The organism is Giesbergeria sinuosa, from assembly GCF_042652905.1.
GTDB lineage: Bacteria > Pseudomonadota > Gammaproteobacteria > Burkholderiales > Burkholderiaceae_C > Simplicispira > Simplicispira sinuosa.
In genome coordinates this window covers 66,841-82,747 of the sequence record NZ_JBHSHJ010000010.1, presented here as the reverse complement: position 1 = coordinate 82,747, position 15,907 = coordinate 66,841, and the positions used below count along the sequence as shown (strand labels likewise).

At 61.1% G+C, this 15,907-nt stretch carries 9 protein-coding genes; 5 read left to right on the top strand and 4 right to left on the bottom strand.

The annotated features are described in order from the left end of the window. Positions 1-5 precede the first annotated feature (5 nt). Together ACFO6X_RS12275 and ACFO6X_RS12270 are read right to left on the bottom strand one after the other, a co-directional pair. Positions 6-2,420: a GspE/PulE family protein gene (locus ACFO6X_RS12275; protein WP_382433436.1), complete on the bottom strand. Its 2,415-nt coding sequence runs from the start codon at positions 2,418-2,420 to the stop codon at positions 6-8. Continuing rightward, on the bottom strand, positions 2,410-3,189 hold the full coding sequence (locus ACFO6X_RS12270; RefSeq protein ID WP_382433434.1) for a 3',5'-cyclic-nucleotide phosphodiesterase: 780 nt from the start codon (positions 3,187-3,189) through the stop codon (positions 2,410-2,412). Before ACFO6X_RS12270 ends, ACFO6X_RS12275 begins: the two co-directional genes overlap by 11 nt. Before the next feature lie 208 nt (positions 3,190-3,397). Between ACFO6X_RS12270 and ACFO6X_RS12265 the strand changes: the two genes are divergently transcribed. The 3 genes from ACFO6X_RS12265 (at position 3,398) to corA (ending at position 5,277) form a co-directional block, all read left to right on the top strand. Then, a complete protein-coding gene (locus ACFO6X_RS12265; RefSeq protein WP_382433432.1) occupies positions 3,398-3,754 on the top strand; it encodes an HPF/RaiA family ribosome-associated protein in 357 nt (118 codons plus the stop codon). A 100-nt stretch (positions 3,755-3,854) separates the two neighbouring features. Then, positions 3,855-4,073: a SlyX family protein gene (locus ACFO6X_RS12260; RefSeq protein WP_382433430.1), complete on the top strand. Its 219-nt coding sequence runs from the start codon at positions 3,855-3,857 to the stop codon at positions 4,071-4,073. A gap of 217 nt (positions 4,074-4,290) precedes the next feature. Beyond that, the gene (corA, locus tag ACFO6X_RS12255) at positions 4,291-5,277 is read left to right on the top strand and encodes a magnesium/cobalt transporter CorA (RefSeq protein WP_382433428.1); all 987 of its coding nucleotides are present in this window, start codon (positions 4,291-4,293) and stop codon (positions 5,275-5,277) included. A 253-nt stretch (positions 5,278-5,530) separates the two neighbouring features. On the opposite strand, the gene ACFO6X_RS12250 is transcribed toward corA, so the two are convergent. After that, entirely contained in the window at positions 5,531-6,736 is a 1,206-nt protein-coding gene (locus ACFO6X_RS12250) for an HD-GYP domain-containing protein (RefSeq protein WP_382433426.1), read from the bottom strand. Positions 6,737-6,804: 68 nt separating this feature from the next. After that, positions 6,805-9,537, bottom strand: coding sequence for a bifunctional [glutamate--ammonia ligase]-adenylyl-L-tyrosine phosphorylase/[glutamate--ammonia-ligase] adenylyltransferase (glnE, locus tag ACFO6X_RS12245; protein ID WP_382433424.1), 2,733 nt, complete (start codon positions 9,535-9,537; stop codon positions 6,805-6,807). A gap of 116 nt (positions 9,538-9,653) precedes the next feature. Here glnE and ACFO6X_RS12240 point away from each other — a divergent pair, with 116 nt between their 5' ends. Next, the gene (locus tag ACFO6X_RS12240; RefSeq protein ID WP_382433422.1) at positions 9,654-13,790 is read left to right on the top strand and encodes a YhdP family protein; all 4,137 of its coding nucleotides are present in this window, start codon (positions 9,654-9,656) and stop codon (positions 13,788-13,790) included. After that, positions 13,787-15,907: a two-component system sensor histidine kinase NtrB gene (locus ACFO6X_RS12235; RefSeq protein WP_382433420.1), complete on the top strand. Its 2,121-nt coding sequence runs from the start codon at positions 13,787-13,789 to the stop codon at positions 15,905-15,907. The genes ACFO6X_RS12240 and ACFO6X_RS12235 overlap by 4 nt, the downstream gene beginning before the upstream one ends.

The following is a 15,907-nucleotide window of genomic DNA, read 5'->3' as shown; positions in this document are numbered from 1 at the left end:
GGATGTCAATTGATACATACCAGCCGGACTTGGCGCAGATCCGTCAGGCCTTGCAAGGCCTTTTCTATGCCGTCCATTTTGAGGGTGTGCATCCCACTGACCAAACACGATTGCAGCAATTGCGCTACCCGAGAACGCAGTTGGATGTGCTCTTTGATGGCATCGTCGGCCACCAGCAATTCGTGCAGAGCTACGCGGCCCTTGTAGCCACTGCCTTGGCATGTGTCGCAGCCCACAGGACGGTATAAATGCAAATCGCCTTGGGCGTCGCCGTATTGGCTGCGCCAGCTTTGCAGCAAAGCCTCGCACTGCTGCGGCGTAGGTTGCACTTGGGTAGAGGTGTGCAGGTATTCATGGGCACAGGCGGTCAATTCGGCCTCGTCGGGCCGGTAGCTTTGCTTGCAACTGCACAATTTTCGCGCCAACCGCTGCGCCAATACCCCCAGCAGTGCATCGGCAAAATTGAAGGGGTCCATGCCCATGTCGAGCAGGCGCACGATGGATTCGGGGGCCGAGTTGGTGTGCAGGGTAGAGAACACCAAATGCCCAGTGAGCGAGGCTTCGATGCCCATGCTCACGGTTTCTAAGTCGCGCGACTCGCCCACCATGATGATGTCGGGGTCTAGGCGTAAAAAGGCGCGCATCACGGTGGCAAAGTCCACCCCGGCTTTTTTGTTGACTTGCACTTGGCGCAGGCCGCGCTGGGTGATTTCTACCGGGTCTTCTGCTGTCCAGATTTTGGCCTCAGGGGTGTTGAGGTGTTTGAGGATGGAATGCAGCGTCGTGGTTTTGCCCGAGCCGGTGGGGCCACAGACATAAAACAGACCATAGGGCTTGGTGATGGTGTCGGTGAGCCGTTGCAGGTTGTGCGGGCTGAGGTTGAGCTGCTCTAGCGGCAGTGGTTCGCCGCCACGCAACAGGCGCATCACCACGTCTTCTACGCCCCCCATCGAGGCGATGGTAGCCACGCGCAGCTCAATGTCTAAGGGGCCAAAGCGCCGAAATTGGATTTTCCCATCTTGGGGCTTGCGCCGCTCCGAGATGTCTAAATCGCACATGATTTTGATGCGCGTGACCAGCGGTGCCCGGTAGGCTGCCGGAATCTCGATGTAGGGGCGCAAGCCCCCATCGATCCGAAAGCGGATTTGGGTTTTTTCTTTGCCGGGCAGGGGTTCAATGTGGATGTCGGAGGCGCCTTGCTGGTGTGCGTCTAGGATGATGCGGTTGACCAGTTTGACCAGCTCGTTGTCGGCTGCCGCCGAGACCAGGGTGGAGTCGTCCATGCTGTCATCTGGCACGGTATCGGTCAAGTCGGCCAACATGCGGTCTACGCTGGTGTCGGTTTGGGCCGGGTAGAGTTGATCGAGGGTTTGCAGAAAATCCTGCCGGGTGGTCACCACATATTCAATGGGGTGGGCCTGTGGAAAAACCTGCCCCACAATCCGCGCGCTTTGCACAGCCTCTGGGTCGAGGCACATGATTTGTAAGCCGCTGCGGCCCTCTTCCAGAGGCACCCAGCCTTGGGTGAGCAAGAAATCCCGTTTCAGGGCGCCATGCAAGGATTCGATGCGCAGGCGCTGCGGCTGAAAACCCACATAGGGCACGCCAAAGAAAGCCGCCAGACTGGCCCCGATGGCCGCCACAGCCACCCCCTGCTGCAACAGCATGGCCTCGCCTGACAGGCCATTTTCCCGGGCCTGTTGCAAACACTGGGTGAGGTCGGGGGCTGTGATGTGGCCTTGTTGCACCAGCCACTGGTAGCGCATGCTGCCGGGGGGCGCGGCGGACGGGCGGCTGGGAGCGGCGGGTGGGGCACTGGCTTCGGCCTCGCTGAGGGCTTGCATGCTCAGTGGTAGCCCACGGTGCTTGAAGGCAATAGCCAAGGTTTTGCAGAGTTCGGCTGCCCCCTGTTCGGCGGCAGTACCAAAGGGTTCGCCGCTGCGGGTGTTGATCAGTTGTAGCACACCGTACAGGGTGCCATCTTGGACAATGGGGGCCGTGAGCAATTGGCGCGTGAGATACCCCGAGCGGCGGTCGACCTCGGGCTGAAAGTTCAGGTCGGGGGCAATGTGCTGCAAGGCCACGGCGTCGTGGGCGTCGGCCACATTGACCAAGCGCCGTTTGAGTGCCACATAACCGGCCACGCTGTTGTTATTGATGCGCAGGCGAATGCTGCGGATGGTTTGCAGCCCGGTCTTGATGCGCGAGACGATGTAATCACCATCATCGGCCACTGTGTAGATGGTGATGCGATCTGCACCAAACAGGTCGCAGATAGACTGCGCCAAATCGACCATGATTTGTTCAATACGGTCGGTGTTGTGGATGCGATTGCTCAGGTGTTGCAGGGCACGAAAGAAGGCGGCCTCATCGATATTGGCGGTGATAGGTTGGCCCATGATGGATTGTTCAGAACTCAAAAATCTGACCGGCCTCCAGCCAGAACAGTGGATATTGTTGGGCCAGTCCCAAGGCTTCTACTTCAGCGTGCAGCAAGGCTGCCTCCAGCGGCTTGGTGTGTGTCAGTCCCAGACGCCAGCCCGGTTGCCGTGGGGCTTGCAGTTGGGCCAATTCTTCGGCCAGCACTTGCGGGCACAGGTGGCCGCTGGCGTGGGCCAGGGCACTGGCACGTTGGCTGAAAGTCAACTCAATCACCAGCATTGCCAAGGGCAGTTGGCGCAGCCGTTGCCAAAAGGGAGGGTTGCGCTCCGTGTCGCCAGTAAAAACCCAATGCCCTTGGGGGGTAGCCACGGCAAAACCCACGGCAGGCACGGTGTGGTGGGCAGGCAGCACTTCAATGTGCAAGCCGTTCAGTGTGAGCACCTGCCCAACTTCAATCGGATGAAACTGCACCATGGGCCGCTGTGGCGATGGAATCACTGAAAAATCGGGCCAGATAACCCCATTAAAAATGTGGTGTCGCAACGCCGCAATGGTGGCAGGCAGGGCATGCACCCGCAATGGTTGGCTGCGCAACCCCGCCACGGCATCGAGCATCAGTGGCAAGGCTGCCAGATGGTCTAGGTGCGAATGGGTGAGCAGCACATGGTCAATGCGCACCATCTCGCCCAGCGGTAGATCGGCCACACCAGTGCCAGCATCGAGCAGGATGTGCTCGTCGAGCAGAAAGGAGGTGGTGCGGGCATGTTGCGCAATGGCGCCAGAACAGCCCAGAACCCGTATCTTCATGGTTTTGCTCGTTGGATGGGAAGGAAAATACCCAGTCTGCACCGGGCCATGCTGCGGCAACAGGCATTCTGGCACGACCAGAGCTGTGCCGCTGTGATTACCCTGCTGAGCACCAAAAATCTGTCAAGCTTGGCCCAAGACCCCCAACTCCTGGTTTACAGTGGTGTTGTCGGCACCAAGCCGACCGCAGTTCGAAAAGGAGATCAACATGCAAGTGCAGGTACACGCCAACGACCACATTCAAGGCGGTGAATCCCTGGCCCAATGGATTCAGGCCGAAGCTCTTGAGCGGCTGGCCCGTTTTCGCGAGCACATCACCCGCGTCGAAGTGTTCCTGACCGATGTGGACGCCGGCAAATCCGGTGCCAATGACAAGCGTTGCCGTCTGGAGGCACGTCCCGCTGGGCGCCAGCCCGTGACCGTCACTGCCGATGGTGACAAGGTGGCAGTGGCTTTTGTGAGTGCTGTGGACAAATTGATCCACGCCTTGGATGCTGATTTGGGCCGGGCCAAGGCCCGCCACGCCCGCGACACCATCGGAGCACATTTGCAAGACGCGGAGTAAGGCACACAGGCTGTAGCCCTACGGCCTGATTTCGCTCCCCCCTGAAGGCGCAAGTGGCTACAGCACTTGCGCCTCTTTTTTATGTCTCTGCAACCAACCCATGCTCTCCCAATCCGACACCGACCAACGTTTGATGGATCTCGAAACCAAGTTGAGCTTTCAGGAGGATGCGCTCGACCAGCTGCATCTGGTGCTCTATCGCCAACAGCAGCAAATTGATGGGCTGTTGCAGGAGGTACGCCGCCTGGGCCAGCAGATGCCTGAAGAGCGGGGGGCGGTGCGCCACAGCCCGCGCGATGAATTACCGCCCCACTATTGAGCCATTTGGGACGGGGTGGACGCGACTCGTCTGGCCGCCGTTTGGTCATGTGCCAGTCACAGCCCAGTGCGATAATTGACCCCTCGCATGTTGTAGATGGAGATATTGCCCATGGAAGCCTACCCGAGTCGGTAGCTTTCAGCTCTCAGGCCAGGTGCCGGGGCTGAAAGCGCCTCCTATTCACCCCCCCCCTGCCTGTCTACTCTGGGAGCGAGCCATGCTCAATATTTTTACGCTTGCCAATGGGCGTCTTGTGCAGCAAGAAATCGAGGCGCTGGAAGACCTGTCGCACTTTCGTCCGATCTGGGTCGATCTGGAATCTCCCACCATTGAAGAAAAACGCTGGGTCAAGCAGCACTATGGCCTGTCCATTCCTGAAGATGCGATGGACGAGGATATTGAGGAGTCTGCCCGCTTCTACGAAGAAGACAACGGCGAGTTGCACATCCGTAGCGACTTCTTGATCGATGATGATGAAGACCCCCGCTCGGTTCGGGTGGCTTTTATTCTGAACCTCATCAACCCCGATCTGCGCAGCAAGGGGGTGCTGTTTTCCATCCATGAAGAAGATATTCCGGTTTTTCGTCTGCTGCGCTTGCGCGCCCGCCGGGCTACTGGGCTGATTGAGGATGCACGCGAGGTGCTGCTGCGGCTGTTTGATACCGATGCTGAATATTCTGCCGACACGCTAGAGGGCATTTATGACGACTTGGAAAAGGTCAGTAGCCAGGTGCTTTCGGGCAGTGTGACGGACGCCCGTGCCAGTGAAGTGTTGTCGGCCATTGCCCGCCAAGAAGACTTGAACGGACGCATCCGGCGCAATGTGATGGATACGCGCCGTGCAGTCAGCTTCATGATGCGCAGCAAAATGCTCAATGCCGAGCAGTTTGAGGATGCCCGCCAGATTTTGCGCGACATCGACTCGCTCGATAGCCACACGGCGTTTTTGTTCGACAAAATCAACTTCCTGATGGATGCCACGGTTGGTTTTATCAATATCAACCAGAACAAGATCATCAAAATGTTCTCGGTGGCCAGTGTGGCACTGCTGCCCCCGACGCTGATTGCCAGCGTGTATGGCATGAATTTTCAGTACATGCCCGAGTTGTCGCAAAAATGGGGCTACCCCTATGCGTTGGTGCTGATGGTTGCCAGCGCCTTGGTGCCTATGTGGTATTTCCGCAAGCGTGGCTGGCTCAAGTAAGCCACGCACATTGGCGGCACAAAAAGAAAAAGGTTGCGAAGCGCCCCTGAACGAAGAAGAGAGGGAGGGAGGAGGTGCGCTCCGGGATTGCAGTCAGACCCACCGGGCCTGAAAGGCTTCGCAACCATAAAAGCAACCAGCGCCCCGCAATACTTTTGCGTGGCATACACACTAGAGTAAGGGCGGGTGGTGAAAGTTCCAAGACCCATGCAGGTAAATTTTTGCATAGGGTCTGGGTGGTGTCTGTTCTGGCTCAAACCACGGCCAGCAGCCGCTCCAGCGGTACTTGGATGCGCAACACATCTTTGTGTGCCACGACGCCCGTGATCTTCCAGTGGGGCATGGCGGTATCGCGCGGAATCAGCTCGCCAGTGGGCATGCCTTGGCGGTTGAGCACCACGGCAACACGCGGGGTAGTGGCTGTGACGCCTCGGCGCACCACCATGCCCACTTCTTGGCTGACCAGCCGCACGAAGGTGCCAGGGGGGTAGACGCCCAGTGTTTTGACGATGGCTGCGCCGGCCTCGTCTACTTGGTGCTCCTCGTCGTAATAACAGGACTGCATAGCCGCCGTGACGGGCATGGGGTGGCGTCCTACGCGGGGGGCCAAACGGGCCGAAAAAATATCCGCCCGTTGGATCAGGCGGGCCATTTGCTGTGCTTCGGTTTTGTGGGCCAGCGGGCCGGGGGTGCGGTGGTGGTGTTGGCGCACTGCCTCTAGCCAGATGGGGTCGTGGATACCTAGGCTGCGCAGTAGTGTCTCGCTGCGTTCGGGGTGGTTTTCAATGGCACTGATCTGTTCGGCGCTCAGTGGCGTGGTCTGCAAGGCCAAGTGGTCTTGCAGTTCGGTCATGGCGCAGTTCATGCTCAAGGCGGCACAACCAATGCGCAAAATTTGCTCCTCGTCCCAGCGCAGGGTGGCCCGAGCCACCACCATACAGACACAGGCCACCAACATGCTGTGCGTGGCGCTGTACATCCGGGTTTCTTGCCCTGAAATGCGCACCAGCGCCAGCAAGGTGGCATCGGGGGTGAGCACGCAGTAGCGCGACAGGTCGGCTTGCAACTCCATGAAGCGGGTGCCAAACTCGTGGGCCGGGGGAGAGCGCAGCAGTTGGGTGGCGCGGTGTTGCAGGTCGGGCCAGTTGGGGGGGCCGTTGTGGGTTTCGCCTTGTGTGCCTTGGGCCACCATTTCCATTCGGGCTTTGGCAATTTCGCTCAGGGGCTTTTCTGACAGCAACATGCGTTGCAATTGCCCCATGTAGGCGCGGTGGCTGTCGTCGGACTCCTCGGTGTCTACACACAGATGCACGCCGCGCTGTACCAACAGGTCTAGCTCGGCCCGGTTGCGAATCACATAGCCTTTTTGTGCCAGCACTGCCCCACTGGCACTGCGCAAGACAAAACTTAGGGGCTGCCCCAGCGGGATGGTGTCGATGTTCAGGGTAAGCAGGTTCATGGCCTATCCATTATGCGGACAGACACCGCCCATTCGGGCGTGTTGGCCTTGCCTGTGGCGGGGCTGCTTCAGTTTTGTCCAAATACGGCCTGCCACAGTGCTTGGATTGCGGCCCGTTCGGCTTGTAGCGCGGGCGAGGTGACTTGGGTGGGCACCTCATCGAGGCGGGCGCGGTGTTGCACCCGGCGCAACTCGCGGTAGGCGCTGGCAGCCGCTTGGCCCACACCCGTTGGTAGCAGGCCTGCATCTTCCGCCCGTTGCAGCAGGGCGATATTGCCCACGTTGTCCATGAGTTGGGGGTGGGCGCCTGAGTGCAGCAGCACCAGATATTGCATGGCAAACTCGGCATCCACCATGCCACCGGGGCTGTATTTGATGTCGAACTGCTCGGGGGGCGGGCGGTGGGCACCCAGCACCCGCGCCCGCATGGCGGTGATTTCTTGAGCCAAGGCCACGGCGTCGCGGGGGGCACTGATCACGGCTTGGCGTACGGCGTCAAAGCGGGTGCGCAGATCTTCGCTGCCCAGCACAAAACGTGCGCGTGTCATGGCTTGGTGTTCCCATGTCCAAGCGGTGTTGCTGCCGCGCTGCTGTTGGTAGTTGGCGTAAGACAGGAAGCTGGTCACGAGCAGGCCCGAGTTGCCATTGGGGCGAAGTGCGGTGTCGATCTCGAACAAGTCACCCTCGCCGGTCTTGACGGTGAGCCAGTTGATCAGCTTGCGTACAAAGGCGGTATAGACCTCTGGGGCGCGGTCGTCGTCGTCGTCAAAGACAAAAACAATGTCGAGATCGCTGCCGTAGCCCAGCTCCTTGCCGCCGAGTTTGCCGTAACCAATGATGGCAAATTGCGGCACTTCGCGGTGGCGGTTTTTGAGGCGTTCCCAGCACCATTGGGCCGTGACGCGCAGCACACTGTCGGCCAAGGCACTCAGGTCGTCTGCCACTTGCTCTACCGTGAGGCGTTCGCCCACATCGCGGGCCAGCGTGCGAAAGGTTTCGGCATGGTGGGCCCGGCGCAATAGGTTGAGCAGGGTTTCGTCGTCGTCTTCTTTGGTCGAGCGCAACGAGGCCAAACGCCGGGCTAAATCGCGTTCAAAGTCTGCTGGGACAAATCGTTCTTGCAAGAGGGCACTGCCTGCCAGCTCGTCAATCACGCCGGGGTGTTGCAGCAGGTAGCGGGCGGGCCAGCGGGCTGCCCCCAACAGGTGCAACAGCTGCTCATGCACGGCGGGGCGCTCCAGCAGCAGGGCCAGATAGCTTTCGCGGCGCAGCAGGGATTCAAACCAATTGATCAGGCGCACTGCTGCCTCGTCGCTGGCGCGGCCATCGCGCAGCCATTGTGCGGTGCGTTGTACCAGCCTAAACAGTCGGGCGCGTGCCTCTTCTCGCAGCGCCCCCACCCGTGGGTGGTTGCGCCATTCGGCCACCCGCTCTCTCAAGGCGGGGGGCAGGTCTTCTAGCAAATTGTCTAGCTCCGGGGCTGCGGGGGTGTTGGCATGGGGGCCAGCACAGTTGCCCGCGCAGGGCTTTTTGGTGTCTCCGCCCAGCAGGGTGTCAAATTCTTGTGCTACCAGTTCACGATGGGCATCGAGTTCGTGCAAAAAGCTGGCGCAGCTGGTGTAGCCCATGGTCTGTGCAATCCAGGCCAGATCATCGTCACGGGTTGGCAGGATGTGGGTTTGTTGGTCGTCCAGGTATTGAATGCGGTGTTCTACACGGCGCAAAAACACATAAGCCCGTGCCAGCGCATCGGCCGTTTCTGGGGGCATCAGGCCCGCTTGGGCTACCCGCTGCAAGGCATCCAGTGTGGGGCGGCGGCGCAACTCTGGGAACTGGCCCCCGCGCACCACCTGCAGCAATTGCACCGTGAATTCGATTTCGCGGATGCCCCCGCGCGACAGTTTGACGTCGTTGGCACGCTCGGGGTGGCCTGCGCTGCGCCGAGCAGCATGGTCGCGAATTTGGCGGTGCAGGTTGCGCAAGGATTCAAACACGTTGTAGTCGAGGTAGCGCCGGAATACAAAGGGCAACACGACCGAGCGCAAGGCTTGCACTTGGGGGCTGCCAATGCAATCGAACGGGGCTACCACTCGGCTCTTGAGCCAGGCAAATCGCTCCCATTCGCGACCCTGAATCTGCAAATACTCTTCCAGTGCCGCCAGTGATACGGCGGGCGGCCCCGAGTTGCCATGTGGGCGCAGCGCCAGATCGACACGAAACACCATGCCATGCTCGGTGGTGTCGCCCACCAAGCTGTAGATGATTTTGACGGCACGGCCAAAGTATTCGTGGTTGGAGATACGCCCGCGCCCATCAGCGGTGCCTGCGGTCTCTCCGTCGTGCTCGTAAACATAGATGAGGTCAATGTCACTGGAGACATTGAGTTCGCGCGCCCCCAGTTTGCCCATGCCAATGATCCATAGCTGCACTGGCTGACCCTCGGGGCCACAGGGGGCACCGTGGCGCTCGTCGAGTTCTTGGCGGGCTTGGCGGCAGGCATGGTCGAGTGCCACTTCGGCCAGTTCTGTCACGGCGCGGGTAACTACGTCCAGTGGTGCCTGGGTCTCGCAGTCCAGGCGCATCAGGCGTTCCATCACCAATTGGCGCAGGGTGCGTAGGGCCGTGCCGGTATCGCTGCCTTGGGCGCGCAGGGTAGTCAGCGTTTGCTCCATGCTGGCCCGCACAGGGGCGCCTGGGGGCAGCGCAGCCATCTGCGCACCATAGCGACGGTGCAGCCGCTGGAAAAAACGCGAGTGGTTGGCGGGGCTAGCGTCGGCGTTGTCGGTCAAATGCAGTGGCATGGCGTAGAGGCAGCGGGCAAGCGCCGCAGGTAAAACGACACAGGGTTGAATGGGCTTACGGTGCAGTCTTGTGGTGGCTGCGGGCCATAATTCCCGCCACCTCTGCCCGGCCCGCCATGAATGACCCAGCTTTGCCCCCCACACGCCTAATCCGCTGGATGGCTGGATTGGCGCGGTGGTCGCTACGTCTGTGTCTGTTGGCAGTGCTGTTGTTGGCGCTGGCCTGGGCCGTGCTGCACGGCTGGATTGTGCCGCGAATTGGCGACTATCGTCTGCTGCTGCAAGAACAGGCTAGCCGGATGTTGGGCACCACGGTGCAGATAGGGACGGTGGCCGCCCATAGCCGGGGGCTGTTGGTGCCCTCCATCGAGTTGCGCGAGGTGGTGCTGCTGGACGATCAGGAGCATCCAGCCCTGCATTTGCCGCGTGTGGTGGTGGCACTGTCGCCGCGCTCGCTGTGGCGACTGGGGTTTGAACAACTCTACATTGAGCAGCCCGAGCTGCATGTGCGCCGTGCGGTAGATGGCCGCCTGTGGGTGGCAGGGTTGGCTTTGCCTGACACCACCGCAGACGACAGTGCTGGGGCCGATTGGCTGTTTTCTCAGCCCGAAGTGGTGGTGCAGGGCGGCAGCCTCCATTGGCACGATGAGTGGCGCGGGGCTCCCCCACTGGCCCTGCACGACATCAGTGTGGTGCTGCGCAACGGTGCTTGGCGTCACCAGCTGCGGTTGGATGCCACGCCACCGCCCGAATGGGGCCAGCGTTTCAGCGTGGTGGGGCGCTTTCGGCAGCCTTTTTTGTTGGGCCACAGTGGGCGCTGGCGGCAGTGGAGTGGGCAAGTATTTGCAGATTTTGCGCGGGTCGATGTCTCACGTCTGCGCCACCACGCCGATTTGGGCATGGATGTCAGCCAAGGCCGGGGAGCCTTACGGGCTTGGCTGGATGTAGAGCGTGGCCAAGTGGTGGGCGGTGTGGCCGATGTGGCACTGGCAGATGTGCGTGCCACCACGGCGCCAGGGCTGATGCCTTTGGTGTTGCCGATGGTGCAAGGTCGTTTGGGGGGGCGTCAACTCGACGGTGGTTTGGAGTTGCATACCCAAAACCTGCAATTTGTCACCGATGAGGGCTTGCGGTGGCCGGGTGGCAATGTGCGCCTGCGTTATGTGCAGGCAGGCGCTGCCCAGCAGGCGCTGGGAGAGTTTCAGGCCGACCGGCTGGATTTGGCCGCTCTGGCCCGTATTGCCAGCCGTTTACCCTTGCCCGGCCCGGTGCATACCGGATTGCAAACCTATGCCCCTGAGGGGCTGGTGGAAGTGGTGCAGGCCCGCTGGCAGGGCAACCCTGAGGCGTTGCACAGCTACCAATTGCGTGGGCGGGTGCGGGGGCTGGCGTTGGCAGGCACGCCGCCAGCACCAGGGCAGGTGCTGGCACCCAATGCCCCTTTGGGCCTGCGTGGTGCCACGGTGGATGTGGAGATGACCCAAGCTGGTGGCAAGGCCTCGGTGCTGATGAGCGATGGCGCACTGGTATTGCCGGGCGTGTTTGAAGACCCTTGGCTGCCATTGCAGCAACTCAGCAGCACGGTGCGCTGGCAGGTGGCCAACAACCAATTGGCTGTGCAGGTAGACAACACCCGCTTTGCCAACGCCGATGCACAGGGCACCTTGCAAGCCAGTTGGCACACCAGTGATCCGGCCACTTCGGGCAGCCGGTCGCGCTTTCCGGGGGTGCTAGACCTCAGTGGCAACCTGAGCCGGGCCGATGGCACCAGAGTGCACCGCTACCTGCCCTTGGCTATTCCACAGGAGGCACGCCACTATGTGCGCGATGCGGTGGTGGCAGGTTCGTCCAACCATGTGGAGTTTCGTGTGCGGGGCGATTTGCATGACATGCCCTTCAATGACCCACGGCAGGGCGAGTTTCGCATTGCGGCGCGTGTTCAGGATGTGACCTATGCCTATGTGCCTGCCCACTTGCAAACCGAGGGGGAGTTGCCTTGGCCTGCGCTGACAGGGTTGGCAGGTGAATTGGTGTTTGAGCGTTCATCTATGCGGGTGCAGGGGGCCAGCGGTGGCTTTGCCGGATTGCAACAGACCCGCTTGACCCAGGTGCAAGCCCATATCCCCGACCTGAGCCATACCGTGGTGGCTGTGGGGGCTCAGGCCCGGGGGCCATTGCCTGAACTGTTGGGGTTTTTGCGTGGCTCTCCTGTGCAGGCGCTGATGGGCAATGCGTTGGCCCAGGCCAGCGGCAGTGGTGCTGCCGATCTGCACCTCAAGCTGGGTCTGCCCATCAGTGCCTTGCACCAAACCAAGGTGCAGGGCCGGGTGATTTTGGCAGGCAACGAGGTGCGTATAACCCCCCACACCCCTGTGCTGTCCCGCGCACGGGGTGCGGTGGAATTCACAGAGAACAGTTTTGCCTTGCGCGGGGTGCAGGCCAAGACACTGGGAGGGGAGGTGCGGCTCGAAGGGGGTATGCGCCCGCCGGCTGAGGGCATGGCTGTCAGTGAGTCGGCCTTTCAGTTGCGCGCCCAAGGCACCGTGTCAGCCCAAGGCTTGCAACAGGCGCCAGAATTGGGGTTGCTGTCGCAACTGGCGCAGCACGCCAGCGGCACGGCCCCCTATACCTTGGCCATGACTTTGCGCCGAAACACGCCCCAGTTCCAGATTGAGAGCAGTCTGCAAGGCATGGCCCTGAACCTGCCCACCCCCTTGGGCAAACCTGCAGATACGGCGGTGCCGTTGCGCCTAGAAACTGTGCTGCCCGCCGCCTCGCTGGAGCCTTCGGCCCCTCTGCACGAACAGCTCTCCCTGCAATGGGGGCCGCTGGGGCAGGTGCAATATGTGCGTGACATCAGCGGGCCACAGCCCAAGGTACTGCGCGGCATGATCGCCTTGGGTTTACCCAGTGATGAAGTGCCCCCCTTGCCCGCCCAAGGGGTGGTAGCCAATGTGCGGCTGTCCCAAATAGATACAGATGCTTGGGAGGCCGTTTGGGCAGCCACACCGAGTGCATCCTCGGGGGGGGCGGTTGCAACGGGGCTGGACTATTGGCCGCAGACGGTGGCACTGCGCGCCCGTGAACTCACCATGCAAGGGCGCACGCTGCACGATGTGGTGGCTGGTGGCTCACAGCAGGGCGGCGTGTGGCAGTTCAATCTGGATGCAGAACAGCTCAGTGGCTATGTCGAATACCATCCCCCTGGCGGTAGTCAGGGGGCAGACGGTCGTTTGTTTGCCCGTTTGGCCCGTCTGAAGTTGCCCCAAAGCACATCAACCCAGGTGGAGTCTTTGTTGGATGCACAACCGGGCCATTTGCCTGCGTTGGATATTGTGGTGGATGACTTTGAACTGCGCGAACGCCACTTGGGGCGTTTGCAGGTGCAGGCCAGCAACCGGGGCAACAGTGGCGCGCAAAGTGAATGGCGCTTGCAACAGTTGGCCTTGACCATGCCCGAAGCCACTTTCAGTGCCAGTGGCAACTGGGCCTTGCTGGGGGCTGCCGAAGCTGCACGCCACACCTCGCCTGGGCCATTGCGGCGCACCGCCCTCAACTTCACGCTGGACATCCGTGATGCGGGTCAGCTGTTGACTCGCTTGGGCATGGCCGATGTGGTGCGCCGGGGCCAGGGGCGCATGGCGGGGCAAGTGTCTTGGCGTGGTGCCCCCTCGTTGCCAGACTATCCTTCTATGACTGGGCAAATCCATTTGGAGGTGCAGACTGGGCAGTTTCTCAAGGCCGATCCGGGGCTGGCCAAGCTGCTCAGTGTGCTTAGTTTGCAATCGTTGCCTCGCCGTCTGAGTTTGGATTTTCGGGATGTCTTTAGCGAAGGCTTTGCCTTCGACTTTGTCCGGGGGGATGTGCGCATTGAGCAAGGTGTGGCGATGAGCAACAACTTGCAAATGAAAGGCGTGAATGCTGCTGTGCTCATGGAGGGCCGGGCCGACATCCAGCGTGAAACCCAAGACCTGCATGTGGTGGTGGTGCCCGAGATCAATGCCATGACCGCCTCGTTGGTGGCTACCGCCATCAATCCAGTAGTGGGGTTGGGCAGCTTTTTGGCCCAGATGTTTTTGCGCGGCCCTTTGATGGCGGTAGCCACACAGGAGTTTCGTGTGGATGGCTCTTGGGCCGATCCCCAAGTCAGCCGCTTGCCGCGCAGTGGCCGTGCAGCAGCGGCCGATGGCACCTTGTCCACGGCCCCAGCCACTGCCGAGGCTGCTGGCACCACGGCCTCGCCTGCCCCATGAGCCCCAATCCACCCCCTGTGGACGGCCCTGCCTTGCCCCCTCGGCCTGTGGCAGCACTGACAGCCATCATGGCCCGTTGGCGTTGGTGCCATTGGCACAGCACTTGGCGGCGCTGGTCGCTGTGGACTCTGCTGGTGGGATTGGTGGCCTCTATGCTGGTCACGCTGGTGTGGCTGGCCGGTCGCTATGAGGCCAGTGTGGTGCAAAGCCAGCTCGAACGCGATGCCGCCGATGCCGTGGTCGACATTCGGGCAGGTTTGGCGCGCAACCTGCAAAGTTTGCTGGCCTTACAGACGGGGTTATTGGCAATGTCAGAGTGGCAAGTCCAAGGCCAAGCCTTGTTGCGTGACCGCCGTGAACTGGTGCGCCTTGAGTGGCGGGCGTCTGACCTGAGGCTGTACGGCCATGCCGAGTCGCCTTTTGTGTTTTTGCAATGGCCGCAGGGCCAACGCGAAGACAGCCATTCTGATATGGCACTGGCCTGTGCCAATGCCCGGCGCATGAACGGCCCAGCCTATTCGAGCAGTTATTTTTTGCCCCACGGTGATGGGTTGGGCTCGGAAGTGATTGAGCTGTGCCTGCCCCTGACCTCCGCAGGGCAGGAGGTGGGTTATTTGGTGGCAACCTACCGTTTGCAGGCGGTATTGGCCGAGCTGGTGGGCCACTCCTTGGCCCGGCGCCAGGAGGTTTCATTCACCGAGGCCGATGGCACCCGTTTGGCAATGGTGGGGGCTGCTCGCCGGGGCAGTCGGGCTTTTACGGCCCAGCAGTTGCTGGATCTGCCTGGCAACACCTTGGTGCTGCGCATGGACCGCTGGCACACCCCGCCCAGCGTTTTTCCAAATGTGCTCACCGCCTTGGTGACGGCCATGTCGATTGCGCTGGTCACGGTGTTGGTGGTGCTGGTGCGCGACAACCGCCGCCGCCTGCGGGCCGAGAGTGATTTGGGCGATGCGTTGGCCTTTCGCAAGGCAATGGAGGACTCCCTCATTACGGGCCTGCGCGCCCGCGATCTGCAAGGGCGTATCACCTATGTGAATCCGGCCTTTTGTGAGATGGTGGGCTTTGAGGCCCAAGAGCTGCTGGGTCAGAGCATTTCTGCGCCTTATTGGCCGCCTGAGTTGGTGGAGGAGTACCGTCAGCGCCAAGCGGGCCGTTCTGCCGGACTCATACCGCCGCGTGAGGGTTTTGAATCGGTGTTCATGCACAAGGACGGTAGGCGTTTTCCGGTGCTGATCATTGAAGCACCGCTCATCAATGCGGTGGGTAAGCATACGGGTTGGATGAGTGCCTTTCTCGACATCAGTGAACAAAAGCGCGTGGAGGAGATATCCCGTGCCTCACAGGAGCGCCTGCAAGCTACAGCCCGGCTGGCTACGGTGGGCGAGATGGCCTCACTGTTGAGCCATGAGCTTAACCAACCGTTGGCCGCTATTGCCAGCTATGCCAATGGCTCACTCAACCTGCTGCAATCCGTCCAGACCGAAGTGGGTGCCACTTTGCCACCACAGGCCCAGAATGATTTGCAAGATATCCACATGGCCATGCAGCGCATTGCCAACCAGGCCGAGCGGGCAGGCCGTGTCATCAAGAGTGTGCACGATTTTGTCCGCCGTCGTGACCAATCGCGCGAGCGTGTGGCGGCACAGACGGTGTTGGATGCCGTGCTGCCGCTGGTGCAATTGCAGGCCCGTAAACTGGGAGTGCGCGTGCAGGTGGATGTGGAGCCCGGCTTGCGGCCCTTGTGGTGTGACCGCACCATGGTAGAGCAGGTGCTGCTCAACCTGACCCGCAATGCCATGCAGGCCATGGATGCGCCCGACATCGAGACCCGTGTGTTGCTGCTGCGGGTGGGGCATGCCCCCGACCGTGCAGGCAGCAGTTGGCTAGAGTTTGCCGTGGCCGACATGGGTGTGGGTCTGAGCGACGAAGTGGCCCAACGCCTGTTCACGCCTTTTTTTACCACCCGGCCCGAGGGCATGGGCTTGGGTTTGAGCCTGTGCCGCACCGTGGTAGAGCAACACGGTGGCGCACTGGCTTTTGCCCCCAACCAGCCCCGTGGTACGGTATTCACCTTTACCCTGCCCACCGCTGCGATCGAACCAGAAAGCACCTAA

What these genes read in the sequence shown, in the direction of transcription:
- ACFO6X_RS12270 (WP_382433434.1), bottom strand. Translation starts at nt 3,189, where the DNA reads ATGAAGATACGGGTTCTGGGCTGTTCTGGCGCCATTGCGCAACATGCC.
- ACFO6X_RS12265 (WP_382433432.1), top strand. Translation starts at nt 3,398, where the DNA reads ATGCAAGTGCAGGTACACGCCAACGACCACATTCAAGGCGGTGAATCC.
- ACFO6X_RS12260 (WP_382433430.1), top strand. Translation starts at nt 3,855, where the DNA reads ATGCTCTCCCAATCCGACACCGACCAACGTTTGATGGATCTCGAAACC.
- corA (WP_382433428.1), top strand. Translation starts at nt 4,291, where the DNA reads ATGCTCAATATTTTTACGCTTGCCAATGGGCGTCTTGTGCAGCAAGAA.
- ACFO6X_RS12250 (WP_382433426.1), bottom strand. Translation starts at nt 6,736, where the DNA reads ATGAACCTGCTTACCCTGAACATCGACACCATCCCGCTGGGGCAGCCC.
- glnE (WP_382433424.1), bottom strand. Translation starts at nt 9,537, where the DNA reads ATGCCACTGCATTTGACCGACAACGCCGACGCTAGCCCCGCCAACCAC.
- ACFO6X_RS12240 (WP_382433422.1), top strand. Translation starts at nt 9,654, where the DNA reads ATGAATGACCCAGCTTTGCCCCCCACACGCCTAATCCGCTGGATGGCT.
- ACFO6X_RS12235 (WP_382433420.1), top strand. Translation starts at nt 13,787, where the DNA reads ATGAGCCCCAATCCACCCCCTGTGGACGGCCCTGCCTTGCCCCCTCGG.